The sequence below is a fragment of the Bacillota bacterium genome (assembly GCA_023511485.1).
In the GTDB taxonomy this organism is placed as follows: Bacteria; Actinomycetota; Aquicultoria; order Aquicultorales; family Aquicultoraceae; genus CADDYS01.
Genome location: JAIMBH010000013.1, coordinates 41,322 through 61,945 on the forward strand (window position 1 = coordinate 41,322; position 20,624 = coordinate 61,945).

21 protein-coding genes are annotated in these 20,624 nt (G+C 45.7%); 15 read left to right on the plus strand and 6 right to left on the minus strand.

Features of this window, described 5'->3' with window-relative positions:
- Positions 1-15 precede the first annotated feature (15 nt).
- The 7 genes from K6T91_05835 to K6T91_05865 all read left to right on the plus strand — a co-directional run bounded on the left by K6T91_05835 (position 16) and on the right by K6T91_05865 (position 6,198).
- Positions 16-1,524 carry a PAS domain-containing methyl-accepting chemotaxis protein gene (locus tag K6T91_05835; GenBank protein ID MCL6472317.1) on the plus strand — a complete coding sequence of 503 codons (1,509 nt, stop codon included), beginning with the start codon at positions 16-18 and terminating at the stop codon, positions 1,522-1,524.
- A 225-nt stretch (positions 1,525-1,749) separates the two neighbouring features.
- A complete protein-coding gene (locus K6T91_05840) occupies positions 1,750-2,019 on the plus strand; it encodes a hypothetical protein (GenBank protein MCL6472318.1) in 270 nt (89 codons plus the stop codon).
- A 100-nt stretch (positions 2,020-2,119) separates the two neighbouring features.
- The gene (locus K6T91_05845) at positions 2,120-2,668 is read left to right on the plus strand and encodes a hemerythrin domain-containing protein (GenBank protein ID MCL6472319.1); all 549 of its coding nucleotides are present in this window, start codon (positions 2,120-2,122) and stop codon (positions 2,666-2,668) included.
- Between the two features lie 256 nt (positions 2,669-2,924).
- A complete protein-coding gene (locus K6T91_05850; protein ID MCL6472320.1) occupies positions 2,925-3,368 on the plus strand; it encodes a sigma-70 family RNA polymerase sigma factor in 444 nt (147 codons plus the stop codon).
- Positions 3,358-4,479, plus strand: a complete 1,122-nt coding sequence (locus K6T91_05855; GenBank protein ID MCL6472321.1) for a zf-HC2 domain-containing protein — start codon at positions 3,358-3,360, stop codon at positions 4,477-4,479. The genes K6T91_05850 and K6T91_05855 overlap by 11 nt, the downstream gene beginning before the upstream one ends.
- 16 nt (positions 4,480-4,495) lie before the next feature.
- Positions 4,496-5,410: an ABC transporter ATP-binding protein gene (locus K6T91_05860; protein ID MCL6472322.1), complete on the plus strand. Its 915-nt coding sequence runs from the start codon at positions 4,496-4,498 to the stop codon at positions 5,408-5,410.
- Entirely contained in the window at positions 5,410-6,198 is a 789-nt protein-coding gene (locus tag K6T91_05865; protein MCL6472323.1) for an ABC transporter permease, read from the plus strand. The genes K6T91_05860 and K6T91_05865 overlap by 1 nt, the downstream gene beginning before the upstream one ends.
- A gap of 173 nt (positions 6,199-6,371) precedes the next feature.
- Here K6T91_05865 and K6T91_05870 read toward each other — a convergent pair whose 3' ends face one another.
- On the minus strand, positions 6,372-6,791 hold the full coding sequence (locus tag K6T91_05870; protein ID MCL6472324.1) for a secondary thiamine-phosphate synthase enzyme YjbQ: 420 nt from the start codon (positions 6,789-6,791) through the stop codon (positions 6,372-6,374).
- Between the two features lie 305 nt (positions 6,792-7,096).
- Between K6T91_05870 and K6T91_05875 the strand changes: the two genes are divergently transcribed.
- Entirely contained in the window at positions 7,097-7,405 is a 309-nt protein-coding gene (locus tag K6T91_05875) for an RNA-binding protein (GenBank protein MCL6472325.1), read from the plus strand.
- A gap of 155 nt (positions 7,406-7,560) precedes the next feature.
- Entirely contained in the window at positions 7,561-8,580 is a 1,020-nt protein-coding gene (locus K6T91_05880; GenBank protein MCL6472326.1) for a CapA family protein, read from the plus strand.
- Positions 8,581-8,669: 89 nt separating this feature from the next.
- Here the strand turns inward: K6T91_05880 and glnD are convergent, their stop codons facing one another.
- The 5 genes from glnD to K6T91_05905 form a co-directional block, all read right to left on the minus strand.
- Entirely contained in the window at positions 8,670-11,270 is a 2,601-nt protein-coding gene (gene glnD, locus K6T91_05885; GenBank protein ID MCL6472327.1) for a [protein-PII] uridylyltransferase, read from the minus strand.
- A 116-nt stretch (positions 11,271-11,386) separates the two neighbouring features.
- Positions 11,387-11,725 carry a P-II family nitrogen regulator gene (locus K6T91_05890; GenBank protein MCL6472328.1) on the minus strand — a complete coding sequence of 113 codons (339 nt, stop codon included), beginning with the start codon at positions 11,723-11,725 and terminating at the stop codon, positions 11,387-11,389.
- A 19-nt stretch (positions 11,726-11,744) separates the two neighbouring features.
- Complete coding sequence (locus K6T91_05895) at positions 11,745-13,076, minus strand: ammonium transporter (protein MCL6472329.1); 1,332 nt, start codon at positions 13,074-13,076, stop codon at positions 11,745-11,747.
- A 162-nt stretch (positions 13,077-13,238) separates the two neighbouring features.
- A complete protein-coding gene (locus K6T91_05900) occupies positions 13,239-13,577 on the minus strand; it encodes a P-II family nitrogen regulator (protein MCL6472330.1) in 339 nt (112 codons plus the stop codon).
- Between the two features lie 10 nt (positions 13,578-13,587).
- Entirely contained in the window at positions 13,588-14,928 is a 1,341-nt protein-coding gene (locus K6T91_05905; GenBank protein ID MCL6472331.1) for an ammonium transporter, read from the minus strand.
- 379 nt (positions 14,929-15,307) lie between these two features.
- Here K6T91_05905 and K6T91_05910 point away from each other — a divergent pair, with 379 nt between their 5' ends.
- From K6T91_05910 to K6T91_05935, 6 genes are all read left to right on the plus strand, one after another.
- The gene (locus K6T91_05910) at positions 15,308-15,661 is read left to right on the plus strand and encodes a cupin domain-containing protein (GenBank protein ID MCL6472332.1); all 354 of its coding nucleotides are present in this window, start codon (positions 15,308-15,310) and stop codon (positions 15,659-15,661) included.
- Between the two features lie 162 nt (positions 15,662-15,823).
- Entirely contained in the window at positions 15,824-16,519 is a 696-nt protein-coding gene (locus tag K6T91_05915) for a Crp/Fnr family transcriptional regulator (protein ID MCL6472333.1), read from the plus strand.
- A 234-nt stretch (positions 16,520-16,753) separates the two neighbouring features.
- Positions 16,754-17,140 (plus strand): 4Fe-4S binding protein, encoded by a 387-nt coding sequence (locus K6T91_05920; protein ID MCL6472334.1) that lies wholly within the window; start codon positions 16,754-16,756, stop codon positions 17,138-17,140.
- Between the two features lie 61 nt (positions 17,141-17,201).
- Positions 17,202-18,854, plus strand: coding sequence for a hydroxylamine reductase (gene hcp / locus K6T91_05925; protein MCL6472335.1), 1,653 nt, complete (start codon positions 17,202-17,204; stop codon positions 18,852-18,854).
- A 156-nt stretch (positions 18,855-19,010) separates the two neighbouring features.
- Entirely contained in the window at positions 19,011-19,433 is a 423-nt protein-coding gene (locus K6T91_05930) for a peptidoglycan-binding protein (GenBank protein ID MCL6472336.1), read from the plus strand.
- A 308-nt stretch (positions 19,434-19,741) separates the two neighbouring features.
- The gene (locus K6T91_05935) at positions 19,742-20,611 is read left to right on the plus strand and encodes a hypothetical protein (GenBank protein ID MCL6472337.1); all 870 of its coding nucleotides are present in this window, start codon (positions 19,742-19,744) and stop codon (positions 20,609-20,611) included.
- Positions 20,612-20,624: the final 13 nt, after the last annotated feature.

Consider the following 20,624-nt stretch of genomic DNA (forward strand, 5'->3'; position numbering starts at 1 on the left):
TTCGGGGGGATGTAGATGCCAGCCAAAGGGGTAGTAGCCAATTTAATATCTAAGCTAGGTAATAACACAGACAATAAAGAAGTAGAAAAAGAAATAGAATGTTACGACGAGAAGTCTCTTCTGGCGGGGATACCGGACCCGCTTTTCGTTGCCGACAGGGATTTAAACATTACTTATTTTAATGACGCTGCCGCCGAGCTTACCGGCTATAGGCCCGAGGAGGCAATCGGCAAGAAATGCTACGAGATATTTAAGTCCAATATCTGTGATAATGGCTGCGCCATAAAGCACTGTATGTCTACCTATGAAATCATTAAAGGTGCAGAGGTGATAATTAAGAATCGCTATGGCGAGCCCATCACCATTCTTGCCAATGCCGCGCCGGTCAAAGACCGGCTGGGAAACGTTATCGGCGGCATGGAAACCATGCGCGATATTACTGAGGAGAAAAAGCGCGAAAAAATTATCCACGATGAGGCTGAACGCTCTCGTGCCAAGATATACGATGCGATATTCGCTACTGATATCAACCAGACGATAACCTACTTTAACGAAGCTGCCGAAAGGCTAACCGGTTACTCAAGTAGGGAGGCAATCGGCAAGAAATGCTACGAGATATTTAAGTCCAATATCTGTGACTCAGGTTGCGCTATTAAAAGTTGTATGAGTACAGGTCGGCCCATTATGGGAGCTGAGGTACGAATCAAGGACCGCAATATGCGCGAGATACCGGTTATAGCCAGGGCTGATATCCTTCACAACGAAAAAGGCGAAATCGTTGGGGGCATAGAGATTATCCGCGATGTAACCCAAGAAAAAAAGATGCTTGTTGAGATTCAATCAGTTTCCGAGAAACTAAACTCTGCTTTTCACGATCTTTCGGTAAATGTCGATCAAATTACGTCGGCAACCAGTCAGATAGCAACAGCTATTAGCCAGGTTGCACTGGGTGCAGCAGACCAATCGAGTACTGCTGCGAAAGCGGCCCAGTCTGTCGAGTACGTTTCAAATGCCATAAATGCTATGGCTGAAAGTGCAGAGCAGCAAACAAAAAGTATTGCTGAGCTAACTAATGGCATAAGTGGCATCATAGAAGTAATAGATGACATAGCAAGCCAGACCAATCTACTTGCTCTTAATGCTGCGATAGAGGCAGCAAGAGCAGGAGAGCACGGTAAAGGATTTGCAGTAGTTGCAGATGAGGTAAGAAAACTAGCCGAAAGAAGTGCTAGCGCAACTGGTGAAATCGGCACGCTTATTAAAGAGATTCAAGATAAAATTGGAAGTATTACCGAGAGCAATGAAGGTAAAACCAAGGAAGTAGCCAATGCTACTTTAGAAGTGGTGACCTCCGTTGATGCAATTGCAGCGACATCGGAAGAATCTGCCGCATCGGCTGAGGAGGTTTCGGCATCGGCTGAAGAGCAAAGCGCAACGCTACAAGAAATATCGGCCTCTGTGCAAAATCTTGCTGCAGTTGCAGATGAGCTTAACAACCTGCTTGAGAGCTATAAGATAGCCTAGGCATTTTATCATTACAAGCAAAACTAAACATCCCTAGTATCGCTAGCTTTAGCATTGCCTGCTAGCAGCCCCAAAGGATGGCGTTACTTGCAATCACAGATGGATAAGTTTGTCGGTAAGCCGGCATATGCCGGCTTTATTGTTTATGATACGCTTCAGAGGTTATGATAATTAGGGTATAAATCAGCTAACGAGTGTCGGTAATTAAGCGGTCAGGGATTAAAAATGACAAAAACTAAAATTTCACCAAAAAGGTCCGGGTTAATACTTTTCCTCTCGTTTTTTCTTCTGGGTCTGGTGATATTTATTTTCTTTGGCTGGATGGCAGGGGTTTTTTCACCGGGTAAGGATTTAATACATGCATTAACCGGCTCTCCTGCCGGATTGGTAGCTTTATTTGGCGCCACCCTGGTTGTCGTCTCGCCCATCATCGGACTTTCGGTCTGGGCAGTCGACCGCGCCTTTAAATCTGCAATCGAGAAGAATAAGAGGTAGGCATTTAAAGCAAGTACTCGGCATCTATGCCCATAGTTCGTAGGTCATAACGCTCGGTCAAAATGGGAATAACGTATGCAGTTAATTTTGGGGTGGTGTTATGGAAGTAACCGATGAACTTAAACACGAACACAGGGATATCGAGCGCGTAATAGATGTGATTGAGACAATGAGCGAGCGACTTGCACGCGGCGACTCCTCGATGGTTGGGCTGTTACATAAAGCTTCCTCCTTTATAAAGGGATTTGCGGAAGGTTGCCACCATGTCAAAGAAGAAGAGGTTTTATTTCCAGCCCTTGAATCTCATGGAGTATCGAAAGAGAGCGGCCCAATAGGCGCCATGCTTTATGAGCATGCCTCTGGACGCAAGTACATTGCAGAGATAGAGCAGGCGCTGTCCCAGTACGAGGCAGGAGATAAAGAAGCGGCTAACGCAGTGGTAAATAGCGTTAAAGGTTACACGAGCCTTCTCCGTGCGCATATCCAAAAGGAGGATATGGTGCTGTTTCCAATGGCTGAGAAGGTCTTCAGCGAGTTCGAGAAGCACAAGCTTCACGAGCAAATGGAAGAAGTCGAACAGCGCCTCGAAGGAAAAACCCACCATGAGTACCTCCGCGATATAGAGGATATGGAAAGAGCAGTCGCGTAAATAACGAATGTCGTATTAATTTTCCTCTCCTCTTAAGTGGAGGGGAGAGTGTGAAACCCACGTTTCTTACCCTCGCTTCTATGAACCATGAACAATGAACCAGAAAAATGATTTTCCTGTCACATTTTTAGTCTCTGTGGTGTTATATAGGTAAGAACAGTCCTGGAGGCTAATTGTGGTTTTTAAGGGGAGCCTGAAAGAGGCGTTTTCGCCAGAGGATTTCGATTTCAAAGAGCTCTTTGACTCACATTATCCGATGGTATTTCGCCATCTAATGCTTATTCTTGGCGAGCGAGCCGCCGCCGAGGATGTTGCCCAGGATACCTTTATAAAGCTATATGAGAGCCCACCTCAAGAATTTACCAACCTTTCCGGATGGTTGATAAGGGTTGCTACAAACCTTGCATATAACCATCTAAGAAACGAGAAAAACCGCAAAAGGCGGGAGGCCCTGGAGGCAGTCTGGGAATCTTTTGAGCAGGATTTTTTAAGTTTCAGCGAAGTTGCGCAAGTGAGGGATATACTGCAGCTTCTTGAGGATAGGGATAGGATTTGCCTCATTCTTAAGTTTTCAGGTTTTAGCTATGGGGAAATTGCTGGGATGACTGGCATGAAGAAAAGCTCTGTTGGAAAAGTTCTGGCCAGGGCAGTAGATAAGTTTAAACGGGCTTATGAAAGGAAGAGCGAGAGTGTGCTATGACGAGGGTATGCTTCAGGCCTATCTTGACCGTGAACTACCGGGCCGGAAGCGCTGGGAGATAGAAGCACATATAGCAACATGTAGGGCATGTAAAAGCCTGCTCATAGAGCTGGATATAGCGGGCAAAATAGCACAAGAGGCGGTAACTTCGGCATCACAAAACTTAGTTATAAGCAAGATGGCAATCGAGGAAGCCTGGCATCGTTTAGCGGGAGATAGGCGATTCGGCACGCCATCAAATATGAAAGGAGTTTTTGGGATGACAGGTAAATTAAAGACAGTGCTGATTTCTGTAGCTGCAGTTGCTGTAGTCGCCGTAATGTTTAGCTTTGCACCGGTGCGGCAGGCTGCAGCAGATATCCTAAATATTTTCCGGGTTCAAAGGGTTCAAACCATCAATATAACGCAAGATGATTTACGGCAGATGAGAGAGGCCGGTCGCCGTGGCGGGGAGGTTGATATCAGGAACTTTGGCAAGTTCGAGACAACCGGGTTTAGGGAGCCCAGGGCGGCCACATATGCGGACGCAAAAGCCACGGTCGATTTTAATCTTACGATACCGGAGAGCATAGCGGGCTACAATAACCCCAGCTTTAAGATAAGCGATGAGTCTATAAGCAGCTTTACCCTTGATGTTGCAAAGGCAAACGAATTGATCAAGTCTTTTGGCGGAACCAAGATTTTGCCTGCTGAACTTGATGGCAAGAAATTTACAGCTAAAAAGCCGGTGGCTGTAGTGGCAACGTATGTTAAAGAGGGAACCGAGTCACTGACGATAGCGCAAATGAGAACACCGGAGCTAATTCTCCCCAATGGAGTGGATGCAGGTGAAGTCAGAGATGTACTTTTAAGCCTTCCGATATTGCCGGATAATGTCAGAAGTCAACTTGAAGCCATTAAAGACTGGAGATATACCCTGCCCATTCCAAGCATAGATGGCAGCTCAAAAGAGGTTACAGTTAATGGAGTCAGCGGGGTATTTATAACTCCTCCTAAGGATGCCCAGGTTGGTGAAAACGTACTGGTATGGCAAAAGGACGGTGTCGTTAATGCAATTGCCGGAAGGGTTGACCTTGCCAGCGCGCAGGGTATAGCCGGATTGATGAGGTAGGCTGTAATATATCCTTATGGGAAAAGCAGTCATCGAAACCAAAGACCTTACCAAGGTCTACGGTGAAAAAATAGCATGCGATAAGATTTGCCTCTCGGTTGGCGAGGGGCAAATCTTTGGTTTTCTTGGACCTAACGGGGCTGGTAAGAGCACTTTTGTAAAGATGCTCATTGGTCTTGTTAAGCCGACCTCTGGGACGGCAAGCCTTCTTGGCTCTCCGATTGGTGATGTCTTTACCCGCCGCCGAATTGGTTTTCTGCCCGAGAACTTTCGCTACCAGGACTGGCTTACCGGCCGAGAGCTTTTGCATTACCATGCAGCATTATCTCGACTTGCTAAATGGGACCGTAAAAAACGCATTGAGGAAGCTCTGCGACAGGTAAAGCTAACCGATGCCGCCGATTTTAAGATCAGGACTTACAGTAAGGGCATGCAGCAGCGGATCGGCATTGCGGCCGCACTTATCTCCGACCCGGATCTTCTCTTCCTGGACGAACCAACATCCGCTCTTGACCCTATTGGACGAATGGAAGTGCGCGAGATTATCACAGAATTAAGAGGTCGTGGTAAAACTGTTTTCTTAAACAGCCATCTTTTAAGCGAGCTAGAGATGATTTGCGATGAGGTAGCTATAATCAAAAGCGGAAGGGTAGTGGAGAGCGGCACGTTAAGCGAACTCCTTAAAGGCAGGGTTGAAGTCGAAGTAACTGCAGGCAATTTAAATGGCTCGTTAATTAACAAGATAGCAAGCCTTGGCACTGTACTCAGGACTGATAAATCAAGTTTTCTGATAGAGCTTGATGACGAAGAGAAAATTCCGGCACTAGCATCACTTATTGTCCAAAACGGAGGCAATCTCTATAACTTAAGCCGCAAAAAACGAACACTTGAAGAGTTATTTGTAGACGTTGTTAAAGGCGGTGGCCAGTAGTGTTAACGATAACCGCATTGACTTTTAAGGAAGCATTAAGAAAAAAAATACTTATCGCAGCTATCTTTTTAACGGTTCTATTCTTAGTTGTCTATGGGATAGGCCTGCATTATATAGCTCAGGATATGGCGGTGAGAAAAGCCGAGTTTGCAACTGGTGGCGGGAGCCTTTCAAGCGAACAAGAAGAAGCCGTGCGAGATCTATCAAAAAAAGGGTTTTTCTTGCTCGGCATCTACTTCTCAAGCTCGATTGTCTCGCTGCTTGCCATCTTCTCATCTATTGGCTCGGTTTCTTCAGAGATGGAAAACGGGATGCTTCACGCAATTGCGGCAAAGCCGATCAGGAGACGGGATATAATTCTTGGCAAGTTTCTTGGTTATGCGTTAATGCTTACATCGTATTCGGCGGTTATATTCATATCTGTTCTTCTGCTGAATCACTATATTTTTGGTTCTAACATTAGCGGCATTTCAAGCTCGGTAGGTCTGTTTATTATGCAACCGTTAATACTTCTTTCTATTTCATTAGCAGGCAGTACAAGGTTGTCGACGCTTGCCAATGGAATAGCCATTTTTATGCTTTACACGGTTGGGGTTATTGGTGGGATGCTTGAGCAGATCGGAGCGTTCCCATTTGTAAACAGCGCTATTCTTGTGCGCATTGGGGAGATTACAAGTCTTATCATGCCAGTTGATTCTATATACCGCATGATAGTTACAATCGTATCCGGCGCCAGCATGAATCCATATCAGGCGATGTTGATAGGACCTTTCGGTGCTATATCTTAGCCAAGCAACGCAATGATAATCTATGCATTTGTTTATTTAATAACCTTTCTTTTGATCTCCATACGTGCGTTCTCAAAACGCGATATCGGATAAGCGGGTTTAGTGTTTAGTGGTTGGCTCCAACACATATAAACCAATTGTTCTGGGTACTGAACGCTTAAATAAGTCAAAAATCATTCACCAATAATCTTTACCAGAATGCGCTTCCTTCTTTGACCATCAAATTCGCCGTAGAAAATTTGTTCCCAGGTGCCGAGGTCAAGTTTACCATTCGTTATCGCAACTACTGTTTCACGGCCCATGATTGTTCTCTTAAGATGGGCGTCAGCATTGTCCTCACCGGTTAGATTATGTTTGTATTGCGATATTGGGGCATGGGGGGCAAGTTTTTCGAGCCAGACAAACCAATCCCGTAAAAGCCCGCTCTCATTGTCGTTTATAAAGACGCTGGCAGTGATATGCATCGGGTTTACGAGACAAAGGCCTTCCTTGACCCCGCTTTTTTCAACGAGCTCTTGAATTTTTTCGGTGATATTTACCATCTGGTATCGCTCTGGCGTGTTTATCCAGAGATATTCGGTTAAATGCTTCATTTAATTCCTCCCGGTTTTTAATTTTTGCGCTAAAGAGAAGATAAGCCTTATCGCCGCTCTTAGCAACTTGCGGTTAGCAAATGATAGTTGCTGATGTAGTTTAATTCACGATTACCAGGTATTATGACAGTTTGATTGTTTAAATCCTTTCAATTAAGGTAAATATTTGCTAAAATAGATTCGGTTCTCGTGGAATTCTTAGATGGGTTAGGTTTGTGTTTTCTGCACGGTTTCCTCTCTCTAGCTTCTCTCGAGTGGCCGACCAAAAATGCAGGATTTTTTAATCCCAAGAAAGGAGCGGCTTTATGGCCACCAAGATCTATGTAGGCAATCTTTCCTACAGTTTGTCTGAAGACGAATTAAGGGAGGTATTTGCCCAGAAAGGCTCTGTTCTTTCCGCTAATATCATCACAGATAGGGATTCAGGAAGAAGCAGAGGCTTTGGTTTTGTTGAAATGGAGGATGCGGAGGCAGCTTCCACCGCTATCGCTGAGCTCAATGGCGTTGAGCTTGCGGGAAGAAAGCTTGTTGTCAACGAGGCGAAACCTCGTGAAGCACGCAGTGGGGGAAGAAGCGGGGGCAGCCGTGGCTTCGGTCCTAACAGAAGATTTTAATTCTGGCTAAAACAAAAACTTTAGAACACCCCGGTGCAGGCCGGGGTTTTTCTATTTTCTTTAAAAGTAGGCTGTATGTTGTTCTTAATCGGGTATTAAAGTTAGAAGTGGTGTGGGATAGCTGCGTTTTCGGTATCGTACTTATGGAGTAAATCTTGGATAGACAGCAGGATAAAAGGAAGTTTATCATTCTAGGGGATGTCATGCTTGGGCGAGGTGTAAATGAGGTGACCAGAAAAGCCCCGCCGACCCATGTTTGGGGCAACACGCTTGACATTATAAAGTCGGCTGATTACTCGCTTATAAACCTTGAATGTGCGTTGACTTATCATGAAGAGCAATGGGATGAGTTCGGCAAAGCGTTTTATTTCCGTGCCGATCCAGGTCCAGCAATTGCAATTTTAAGAGCGGCAAACATAACTTGCGCCTGCCTGGCAAATAATCACATCCTGGATTTTCGAGAAGAGGGTCTGGTTGATACACTGCATTTTCTTGACCGAGCTGGCATTTGCAGGGCAGGTGCGGGCAGAAACCTAGCTGAGGCAAGAGAGCCGGCTTACCGAGATGTGGGTGGATTAAAAGTTGGCTTGATGGCCTTTACCGACAACGAGCCGAGTTTTGCAGCAGGGCATGAATCGGCCGGAGTGAACTACGTACCGATACATGTCGACACAGACCAGTTTAATTCATTACTTGAGTCGGTCTCTGAAGCAAAACAGGCATGCGATATCTTGATCGTCTCAACTCACTGGGGGCCAAATATGGTCTTTCGCCCGTCGGATGAGTTTCGCGAGGCGGCACACAGGTTGGTAAATGCAGGGGCGGATATCATCCACGGGCACAGCGCACATAACTTCCAGGGGATTGAAATATACAACGGTAGGCCCATAATGTATTCGACTGGAGATTTTATAGACGACTATGCGACTGACCCGATTTACAGAAATGACTGGTCTTTTATTTTCGTTATAAATCTAAGCGGTGCGGAGTTTGAGAGTATCGACCTTTACCCGGTGCGGGTACTGTATGCCCAAACCAATCTTGCAATAGGTATGGAGTCTGTTTTAATAGTCGACCGCATGGAGTCGATGTGCGCCGAATTTAATACAAGGACCGTCCGCCAGCAAAATAAATTGACTATTCCAATCTTTGAAGAGCGGGCAAGGATTGCTTAGATAGCGCCAAGGTTTGAAAAAACTGCCGAAGTCTTTAAATAAGTAATTGGCAACCCTATAAATTTAACTAACATTGGCACATTAAGACATCATTCAAGCGCGGCGAGAATTGCTTTCTTAATATCGCCTATCTGCTCATTGTCAGATATTTTCTGCCCATAGATATCCCAGACATAGAAGACGTCGATTACCTTATCAACGTCTGTCGATACCTTAGCCAGGTGAATATTAAGGCTGAGATCGTGCATTACCTTAGTGATAGTATAAAGAAGACCGATCCTGTCCTGCACATGGACTTCTATAACGGTGTAGAAATCGGAAGATGAGTTATCAATCTTGACCTGAGGCGGCTTGTTTAATGCTTTATTAGATTTGTAACGGTCTGCTTTATCGGCTATGCGATAGTCAAGCGCGATTTTTCCTTCTAGGGCCCGCTTGATGTCCCGAATTATATTGCTCCATCTTTCTTTGTCTATATTGTGTTCGAAATAACCTTTGACTTTGAATATATCAAGGACTATGCCATCGCTTCTGGTGTAGATTTGCGCACCAAGGATGTTTATCCCGTGTAAGGCGAGTGCGCCGGATACTTTATAAAAAAGGCCCGGCTGGTCTTTAGCGATAAGGATAATCTCTTGCAACCCTTCCTTGTCTTTGGTAGTAATAGATATGCCAGTGCCTTTGGCCCTTCGCATCTGTTTAAAGTGTTCAACTATGCTATCGCTATCTTGAGCCAGCAGGTAAGAGTGCGGCATCTGATCAAGAAAGCGATTTACCTCCTCTTCTGAGAATTCAGGTATAAGAGTTTGCTTTACCTGTTTACTTATTTTGCGGATGCTCTCGATGCTTTTCTTGCTCGTGTATTCGCCGCTTCTTATGATATGGATGACTTTATAAAAGAGCTCTCTTAAGAGGTTATCCTTCCAGGTGTCCCAGGCTTTGGGCCCAGTTGCCAGCGAGTCGGCAACTGAGATGAGATAAAGCATCTTAAGCCGCTCCTCGCTGATAATTAGCTTTGCCAGATCTATGATTACATTTTCATCGTTTAAGTCCCGGCGTGTGGCAGTGTCTGAAAGAAGCAGATGGTTGCCGACTAAAAACCCAACTGTATCGCAGTCTTTGGCAGGGAGCCCCATGCGCGAGCATATCTTCTTGGCGATCCTTTCGCCCTTTTTGCTATGGTCCTTGCCAAGTCCCTTGCCGATGTCGTGCAGGAGACCTACCAGGAAGAGCAGGTCCTTTTGCTTTATCTCAATGTATACCTGTTTTAATAATGGGTTTACAATATCATACTTGCCTATCCCTATCCTCTTGAGTTCAGCGACTGTCAGGAAGAGGTGCATATCAACCGTGTAAAGATGGTACGAGTCATATTGTGGAAGACAGCGAATGTATGACCACTCCGGTATGTAGCGCGAGAGGATACCTATATAGTCCATAACCTCAAGCGAGGCGAGCGCATCCTCGCCAGAGCTGATGATATCTATGAAGTCGTCTAAAATATCTTGTGTCCATGTTGCTGGGTTTTCGCTTTTTTCTAAACCTTCTCTGATTAAGTTAAGCCTCTTGTAGTCGATTAAAAGTTTTTCTTTAATAGCTTGCTTGAATATCTTAATATCAGTGCCCGGATGCTTTATGATCACTTGGGGGTTTAAGATAGAGAGCATGCCTTTTGATACGACAATACCATCTTTTGTTATGCTTTTAGATGCTGAAAATCTAATCCTGCGGTTGGTAAGAAAATCACTGCTTATTTGCTCCCAGAAGGAGCGAGATATAAGCTCTATTGCGCTTGCATGAGTGTAGAAAGAGCGCATGAATTTCTCAATCCCTGAGATGCCGTTTTCGTCTTTGAAGCCAAGCGACCTAGATATCTCGAGCTGGTGCTCGAAAAAGAGACGGTCGTTTTCACGACCAGCTACGTAATGGAGGTGGTTTCTTACCATGAGCAAGAACTCAAGCCCGTCCTCAAGGGTTTCGGCATCAAATTCGGTTAGATAACCACTTTCGACGAGTTCTTTGGTGGATGTACAGCCCAAGATACCCTTTGACACCCAAAAGATGGCGTGGATATCACGCAGGCCGCCTTCGCCCTCCTTTATGTCGGGCTCAAGCAAATAAGCCGCCTGGCCATATTGTCTATATCTGTTTGCGCTCTCATTAAGGACGCTTTGCAGGAATTTCTTGCCGCCCTTCAAGCGAACCTGTTTTACTATGCTGGCCTTGAGTTTATTGAACAGATCGATGTCACCGGTTATGAGCCGTGCGTCAAGAAGCGCGGTTTGAAGCTTAAAATTAGTTAGCGCAAGATTTAGGCTCTCTTTTACTGTGCGCGTGCCATGGCCTACTTGCAGCCCTAAATCCCATAGGGGATAGAAGAGTTTCTCAGAAATTCGTGTGACGAATGCACTGTCTTGCAAGTTATGTAGAACCATAAGATCGATATCAGAAAAGGGGCAGAGCTCCTGGCGACCATAGCCACCAATGGCAATAACCGCGATACCTTTCGCATCGCGGTTAACTTTTATATTTGGATCACCCAGGGCCTTATTGAATAATTCAATAATGATCGAGTCGATAAAGTCGGAATGTTTTCTAGCTAGCTCACGCCCTGTCGGCTTCTTAAAATATTCTTTTTTTAGCCTTGCCAAGCCATCAGTATATTTCTCAGTTATATTAGCTGGGCCCACCAACTCAGATCGCCCACTTTACTCAGGATTGCCGCGGTCGCTTTGCTCCCTTGCAATGACAATTTACTTTCATTCTAAACTTTCATGTCCAGTCTCTTGTTTCTAGTATCTCGTTTCTAGATGGCATCTTTGCCACGCTCACCGGTCCTTATCCTGATGACTTCCTCAGCAGGAAGAACAAATATCTTGCCGTCCCCGATTTTGCCGGTTCTAGCTGATTCCATTATGGCATCTACCACTTGCGATGCCATATCGTCGTCGACCATAACCTCTAGTTTTACCTTGGGCACGAAATCGACTCTGTATTCTGCTCCGCGGTAGACCTCGGTGTGCCCCTTTTGGCGGCCAAAGCCCTTTACCTCATAAGCGGTAAGTCCCTGAACGCCGATTTTATTCAGAGCGTTTTTGACGTCATCAAGCTTAAATGGCTTTATAATTGCTTCTATTTTTTTCACGAATCCATCCCCTTTTAGATTAATTATCAGGCGTTAGAGATGTCTCACCTGATACCGAAGAAACCTCTGGTGATAGATGCGCGGAAAAAGCAGTTGCGGTAACCAGGCCTCCTGCGCTCCCACCGAGCCCCGAGAGGTCATAACCAACTTCACTGTGCTGCGTTAGGTCAAGACCTGTGACCTCGTCTTCCTCTTCGACCCTGACACCAAACAGTATATCTACTACTTTAAATATAGCGAGACTTGCAATAAAAGAGAACGTCACAACGGCAAAAACGGCCAGGGCCTGTACGCCAAGAAGGGAGGGATTACCAAAAAGCAGCCCGTTTCCTGCTGCTTTGTTAATCGCAGCTGACGCAAACATGCCTGCAGAAAGCGTGCCGAGTATTCCGCCGACACCGTGTACGCCAACAACATCAAGCGAATCGTCGTAGCCAAACTTAAACTTTAAAGATATTGCATAGTAACAGATTATACCGGCAACAAGTCCTATTATAATTGCGGCCATCGGACTAACATATCCAGCAGCAGGGGTAATAGTGGCAAGGCCAGCAATTGCACCGGTCGCAGCACCAAGCGTGGTTGGCTTTCCACCTTTTATCCATTCGACGGCTACCCAGCTAACTGTTGCGGCTGTCGCAGCAAGGTGTGTGACCACAAATGCATTTGTGGCAAGTCCGCCCGAGGCAAGTGCACTACCTGCATTAAACCCAAACCAGCCAAACCAGAGAATTCCGGTTCCGATTATAGTCAAGGGGATGTTGTGCGGTATTACAGGCTCCGTTCCAAATCCTTTACGTCTGCCGGTATATATTGCTGCAGCAAGAGCAGCTGCACCAGAGCTTGCATGAACCACGATTCCGCCTGCAAAGTCAAGCACGCCCATATTGCGAAGCCAACCACCGACTCCCCAGACCCAGTGCGCAACTGGGAGATATACGATGATAAACCATCCAATGGTAAAAGCCAGGAATGACTTAAACTTAATGCGCTCAGCAAATGCACCGGTGATAAGAGCAGGGGTGATGATTGCAAACATCGCTTGATAAATCATGAAAGCCTCATGAGGAATGGTTGGCGCGTAATCCGTGTTGGGAGCAAGTCCCACACCTTTGAGGCCGACCCAGCTCAAGTCGCCAATAAGTCCTAACTTATCTGGGCCAAATGCTAAGCTATATCCAAAAAGTGCCCATAATATATTTATAATGCCTAGTATAATGAAGCTTTGCATTATTGTGCTCAGCACGTTTTTGCTTCTTACCATACCCCCGTAAAATAGAGCAAGCCCTGGGGTCATAAACATGACCATAGCGGCGGCAAAAAGAATAAAGGCAGTGTCCCCTGTGTTAATAGGTTGCATGGTATCCCTCCATTTTTAAGCATATTCTAGAGGGATGTTGTTACGTATATGTTTCTTTAAGATTAAATGTATGTTAACGAAGCCATCAGCTAATAACTAATGCTGATAGCTGGCAGCTGATGGCTGGAGAAAGGAGCCCATGGGCTCCTTTCTCTATATGGCATCTTTGCCACGCTCACCGGTTCTTATCCTGATGACTTCCTCAGCAGGAAGAACAAATATCTTGCCGTCCCCGATTTTGCCGGTTTTTGCAGAATCAATAATGGTATTAACTACCTGGTTAGCAAGATCGTCGTCCACAAGAATCTCAAGTTTTACCTTTGGCACGAAATCGACTCTGTATTCTGCTCCACGGTAGACCTCGGTGTGCCCCTTTTGGCGGCCAAAGCCCTGAACCTCAGATACGGTTAACCCATTGATACCTATGGAGCTTAGCGCGTCTTTTACTTCATCGAGCTTAAATGGCTTGATTATCGCCTCAATCTTCTTCATAAGTACCTCCTTATGATCTATCTAATAATGGGTTTGACTGTACCGCGTAACTGGGCTCAGTACTGGGTGCCGGTTGGAATACTGAACCAGATGTGCCATGCTCCAGTGCACCGCTAAAGCCGCCAAGTGCGTAGCCAGTTTCGTTGTGCTGCGAGAGGTCAAGACCGGTATCCTCGTCTTCTTCGCTAACTCTTAGACCCATGATTGCATTGATAACTTTTAGCATCACAAAAGAGGCTATGAATGAGTAGCCAATGGTTACGCCGATCGCTAATAGCTGCTTGCCCAGTAGCGCTGCATTGCCATGAATGAGACCATTTACGCCGGCTGGGTTGATAACTGTTGAAGCAAACACGCCAGTTAGTATCGCTCCGATGATTCCGCCAACGCCATGCACGCCAACAACATCAAGAGAGTCATCATATCCGAACCTGAACTTGAGCCCAACCGCCAGGTAGCAGAGAATTCCAGCTGCAAGACCGATGGCTATCGCTGCAACCGGGCCGACAAATCCTGATGCCGGAGTTATTGCAACTAAACCGGCAACTGCACCAGAGGCTGCGCCAAGCGTTGTGGGCTTACCAGTTTTGATCTTCTCGGCAAAAGCCCACCCCAGGGCACCCATAGCTGATGCAATGTGAGTGACCACAAATGCAATTGCTGCAAGGCCGCCCGATGTGAGCGCGCTACCTGCGTTAAACCCGAACCAGCCGAACCATAGTATCGCCGCACCCAAAATCGTCATTGGAAGGTTGTGCGGATGCATAGCCTCTTTCATAAATCCTTTGCGCTTCCCAATAATTAGTACTGCAGCAAGGGCCGCAAACGCTGCATTGATGTGAACAACTGTACCTCCCGCGAAATCAAGCGCACCAAGATTTCTGATCCAGCCGCCAACACCCCAGACCCAGTGCGCAACCGGACTGTAGACGAAGGTCATCCACGCGATCATAAATACTATAAAAGAGCTAAACTTAATCCTTTCAGCGAACGCACCTGTGATAAGAGCTGGGGTAATAACTGCAAACATTAGCTGAAACGCCATGAACAAGATATGTGGTACGGTAGCCGCGTAATCGGCATTTGGCGCTATGCCGACTCCTTTCAAACCGGACCAGCTCAGATCTCCGATGATTCCAAATTTATCTGGACCAAAAGCCAGGCTGTAGCCGTACAACACCCAGATGATGGTGCCTATGCCAAGCATGATAAAGCTTTGCATTATTGTACCTAGTACATTTTTGCTTCTTACCATACCCCCGTAGAACAAGGCAAGCCCAGGGGTCATAAACATGACCAGAGCTGTTGCAATCAACATCCAAGCTGTATCGCCTGTGTTGATGTTTTGCATTTGAATCCCTCCATTAAAAATTTAATTTTGCAGCTGCTTGTTTGTTGATTATCGCTGCTCAGTGTTTCAAACGAATTTCACTGTGGTTAAATGTTTGTTGCTGTTTGGTTACAGGAGGATTTCAAAGATGTTAACAACGCGTTAATTGAAGTACCGAAGTCTTGAATTGCCAAGATCTTTTTAAAGGTCTTAAAGCCTCTTTACTTGCTTTTATTAGCTATTAGCTAATAGCTAATGCCTAAAAGCTATCAGCTAATAGCTTAAAAGCTGACCACTAATGAGTAGGGACTATTTATGGCCTGATTATCTATACTTACCTTATTTTTTAGATTATCCTAGGAGCTAGCGGCTAGAAGGTAGAGCTATTTTGGAGGTTTAAATGTTTAAAATCAACTATACACAAATTACGCCAACGAGCGTGGAAGAAGACGGTGCAAGTGGCGTCTCGTTGAGGTGGGTGATATCAGAAAAAGAGGGGGCGGAGAATTTTGCCCTGCGCGTTTTTACTGTCGAGCCGGGGGGCCACACACCGCTTCACACCCATCCCTGGGAGCATGAGGTTTTTATTCTTAAAGGAAGCGGTGCCGTTGTCAATGAGGGTAGGGATGTCCCGATGAGTGCGGGCGACGTAATATTTGTGCCTGCGGACGAGGAGCATCAGTTCAAAAACACAGCAGACTCTGTGATGGAGTTCATCTGCTTGATACCAATATCAAAGAAGTGCACGCTTTAATGAATTAGCAATCAGCTGTCAGCAATCAGCTGTCAGCTTTTTATTTCTTATGTTTTAAGCGGATAGATGATGGCTGATAGTTTTAAGTACGCTAGGTAGAGATAGCGGTAACGTTAAATTTTTCGTAGAATTTAACCACTTAATTTTGATCGAGGGAATATCGTGGACAAATTGCAAAACGGCGTTAAGGCATGCCGTCTCTTTATCGGCTTGCCAGAAGAAGACTTAAATGAGCTTTGCTCAATAGCAATGTATGCGAAATTTAAGCGTGGCGAGGTCATCTTCTGCGATGGAGATGCAGGCGAGGGGTTCTACATTGTAATAAGTGGCCGGGTTAAAATTTATAAGCTTGGCACAGACGGGCGCGAGCAGATACTTCACTTTGTCCACAATGGCGACCCTTTCGGCGAGATCACGCTTTTTGCCGGCACCGCATACCCAGCTTTTGCCAAAGCAGTCTCTGATGTAGAGGCACTTTTCTTTAGGCGTGATGATTTTAAAGCCCTTGTTGAAAGAAATCCCCAGCTTAGCTTGAACATGATTGCGATCATGTCTTTTCACTTGAGGCGGTTCGCAGCTCTCATTGAGGACCTCTCGCTAAAAGATGTCCCTGCAAGAGTTGCGCAATACCTACTTAACCTTGCCGCAAAAGGCGGTAGAGAAAAAGATGGAGCTGTTGAAATAGAGCTTGACATGAGCAAGACCGAACTTGCCCAAAGGCTCGGTACGATCAGTGAGACTATCTCTCGAACTCTTGGCAAGATGAAATCAAGCGGCATTATTGATACCAACGGTAAAAGAGTCATCATCCTGGATATGGATATGCTCGAGGAAGTAGCCTCTGGTATTGGGAAGTAAAAGCAGTTTCGAATTACGAATTTCAAGCGACGAACTGTTAAAGTGCCAAAGTCAAGAAGTGTCAATGTATTTTATTTATTGACTTTGGTACGTTGGCATATCAAGGCCAGCCCCACTTTTCAGCCACATTTCAAAAATTTTCTCCATCCTTGACTTAAGTCAAAGGCAACTAATCCTATCAACTTTATAATCTAAAGTTAGATTTAAGCTTTTTAAGCGGTAAAGGAGGTTGTCATGGCAACTAAAACGGTCAGAAAGATCATCCATATAGATGAAGAAAGATGTAACGGCTGTGGTCTTTGTGTGAGCCCATGCGTTGAAGGGGCTATCGAGATAGTTGATGGCAAAGCTAAAGTTGTAAAAGACGAGCTTTGCGATGGGGCAGGCTTCTGCCTGGGCATCTGCCCGATGGATGCGCTCACCATTATCGAGCGCGAAGCTGATGAGTTCAGCGAAGATGCTGTACGCGAGCATAAGGCTACTCATAAAGTAGATCCGGTAACTCAGTATTGCCACTGGTGCCGCACGCCCGATACCGTGCGCCCACTTCTTCCGGCCCGCTATCAAGGAAATAGCGTTTGGGTCTGTGTGAAATGTCTGCCACCGCTTATTCATGGATAATGTCGAAGCAGGGCTAAAGCCCTGCGCTACGAGCTAGGAGTAAATAAAAGGAGGATGAGAGATGTTTTGTTATCAGTGCGAGCAAGTATCAAAAGGTAAAGGTTGTACAGTGGCAGGGGTTTGTGGAAAAGATGCAGAAACTGCCGCCCTTCAAGACCTTCTAATCCATGCGCTAAAAGGGATATCCCTTTTAGCATCCGAGGGAAGGAAGGTTGGCGTAATTGACTCAGAAACAAACATGTTTACGATCGAGGCGCTTTTTGCAACTCTAACCAACGTAAACTTCGACCCGGAAAGGCTGGCAGGATTGGTTAAGCGTGCAGTTGAATTAAGAGAGGGCCTCAAAGAAAAGGTGAAAGCCGCTGGTGGTAATGTTGAGTTTGGGCAGACCTGCGTAAACTTTGTGCCTGATTCGACTATCGAGGGTATGGTTAAACAGGGCGAAGAAGTAGAAGAAATAGTTCCCAGTCCAACAATTGATCCTGACATCCAGTCCTTGCAAGATATAACCCTGTTGGGATTGAAAGGCGTCGCCGCTTATGCATATCATGCGCAGATACTTGGGCAAGAAGATGATTCAGTTTATGCGTTTATCCATGATGCAATGTCAGAGCTTGCCAGGAACGAGCTTGGACTTAACGAGTGGATCGGCATGGCGTTAAAGTGCGGCGAGATAAACTTGCGTGCAATGGAGCTTCTTGATGCGGCAAATACCGGTGCTTACGGTCATCCCACCCCAACTAAAGTTCCGCTTGGCACAAAGAAGGGGAAAGCTATCCTGGTCTCAGGGCATGATCTAAAAGATCTCAAAGACATTTTAGAGCAGACTGTAGATAAGGGGATTTATGTATATACTCATGGGGAAATGCTTCCGGCTCACGGTTACCCGGAGCTAAAGAAGTATCCGCATTTTTACGGGCATTATGGAACCGCTTGGCAAAACCAGCAAAAAGAGTTCCCGGATTTTCCAGGTGCGATTGTTATGACAACAAATTGTATCCAGAGGCCTTTTGACACATATAAGGACAACATCTTTACGACCGGTCCTGTAGCATGGCCGGGCGTGACCCACATAGCCGATGGAGATTACACCCCAGTGATCGAGAAAGCGCTTGAGATGCCAGGATTTACACAGGATATCGAAGGCAAGTCAGTCATGGTCGGTTTTGCAAGAAACGCGGTCCTTGGAGTTGCCGATAAAGTTATCGATGCGGTCAAAAGTGGCGCTATTAAGCATTTCTTCTTAGTTGGCGGCTGTGATGGAGTCAAGAAAGAGCGTGGCTACTACGCTGAGTTCGTCGACAAGACACCGGAAGATACCGTGGTCCTTACGCTGGCTTGCGGGAAGTTTAAGTTCTTTGACAAAGACTTAGGCGATATCGGTGGCATACCAAGGCTACTAGACGTTGGTCAATGCAACGATGCTTACTCAGCGATTAAAATTGCCTCTGCTCTTGCTGAAGCTTTTGGTGTTGGCGTGAATGACCTTCCGCTATCGCTTGTCCTTTCATGGTACGAACAAAAGGCTGTGTCGATCTTGCTTACGCTTCTTCACCTTGGCATCAAGGGTATCCGCCTTGGGCCATCGCTCCCGGCGTTTATTACGCCAAATGTGCTCGATGTCCTGGTCAAGAACTTTGACATCAAGCCGATAACGACGCCGGATGAAGACCTTAACGCTATATTAGGTCAAGAAGTCACGGCGGGTGCTTAGTACCCGTAAAGCTGGGGTTTAGTTCCGATCCGCTGGTTTAAAATGTAAAAAGAGGGTATAAAAGGTCCGGAGATATAAAGCCTCCGGACCTTTTGATTGTTGAGTATTGTTTGTTACGTATTGCTGGTGGACGAGAGAAAAACGAGCGATTTCCAAATGGTGACACCTAGAGGCACTATTGCGAAACTACCTTTTCTGCTGCGGGCATTTATGTGTACATTAAGCATATCGCTACTTACGAGTCAAATCGCCTTTGCTGCAAGCGATAGCATATCTTTACAAAGAACGCTAAGGATTGGAAGCGGTGACGAAGATCCCAGGCGTCTGCAGGCGCGTCTCATCGAATTGGGATATTCTCCCAGTCCAGCAAACGGCGTTTTTAGTTGGCAGACTTACTATGCAGTTGTTGCTTTTCAGAAAGTAAATAAGCTGGCAAGGGACGGTATAGTTGGTCCAAAGACTTACCAGTCGCTGGATAACCCCAAAACAATCGGGGCTCGTTACAGCGGAGACCATGTCGAGATAAGCAAGGCTTATCAGGTCTTCTTGTCGTCAAAAATGGCCGGGTCGCAAAAATAATTAACGCTTCTACTGGCCTCCGGGGCTATACCACTCCAACAGTTAGCGCACCTGTTTACCTGAAGCCGGGTTACAAGTGCTGGTCAAGAAAATATGGCGGCATAAGGTACCTATCCCGGATTCAAAATATGTTTATGATAACACTCCCATTGGTTCAATGGTCTACGTGTACTAGCAGCTACCTGAGCCATTAGAAAAACTAACTCCTGCTTTTGTTTTGATTTAATTTCCAAGTTAAGCTTAAGAAAATTGAGTTAGCTAACGATAATACTAAAAATAAATAATAATTACTTTAGGGGGACTGTTAGATGAGAAGAAAGGGACTGAAGACAATTACCGCTCTTTCCACTGCAATTGCCTCAGCTTTGGCGGTTACAGGACTAGTTGCCAGAAAGAAAAGGCAGCAGGAGTGCGATTGCTTGGAACCCGGCTGCAACTGTGAAGATATGCATACAGTTGCGCATGTTCCTGAGCCATCTGTGAAGAAGATGTCTTCGCGTGTAAAGGTGCTGGGTAAGCGTAAAGGTGCTCAGGCAACAGAGGCAAGTTCGCACCCTGCATCTTGGCAAGCCAAAGAAAGACTTCTTACCAATGAGAAAATTGCAAAGGCGATTCTGGATATGATCAATTGGAAGAACGCGGCTACTCCAGAAGAGGCGGTTGATGTTCGCAGTATCTACTTTATGAGACACGGCGCGAATAACACGATGGTAGTCGATTTTTATACCGGCGATTACAGGAAGTCAAGATACAAAAGCGAGCTAAACTGGCTATGGCGCGATATCTTTTTAGCAGATGAGTTCTGGCACGCTGATTTCACGAAGGTAAGGATCAACGTAAAAAATAAAAGGGCTGGCCGAACTCTGGAGACGATAACCTGTAAGTCAACTGACATTCGCAAATATCTTTTGAAAGAGACTTCACTCGAAGAGTTTCAGCAGAGTTGGACCAGAAAAAAAGCAACGACAGCAAGCAAGGTAGCTAGCAAAACACCAGGCAAGAAAAACAGCAAAACTATAGGCAGTAGTGTGGCAATTAGCAAAATCAGACCCGCAGCAAAATCAAAAAAAGCAACAACTAAAAAAGCAGAATCTAAAGCAATGCACACGGAAAAGGATAAACTAGTAACCAAAACAACTACCCAACAAACAAAGGCAAAACAGCTGAAACGTGCTTAATAACGGATGCAAT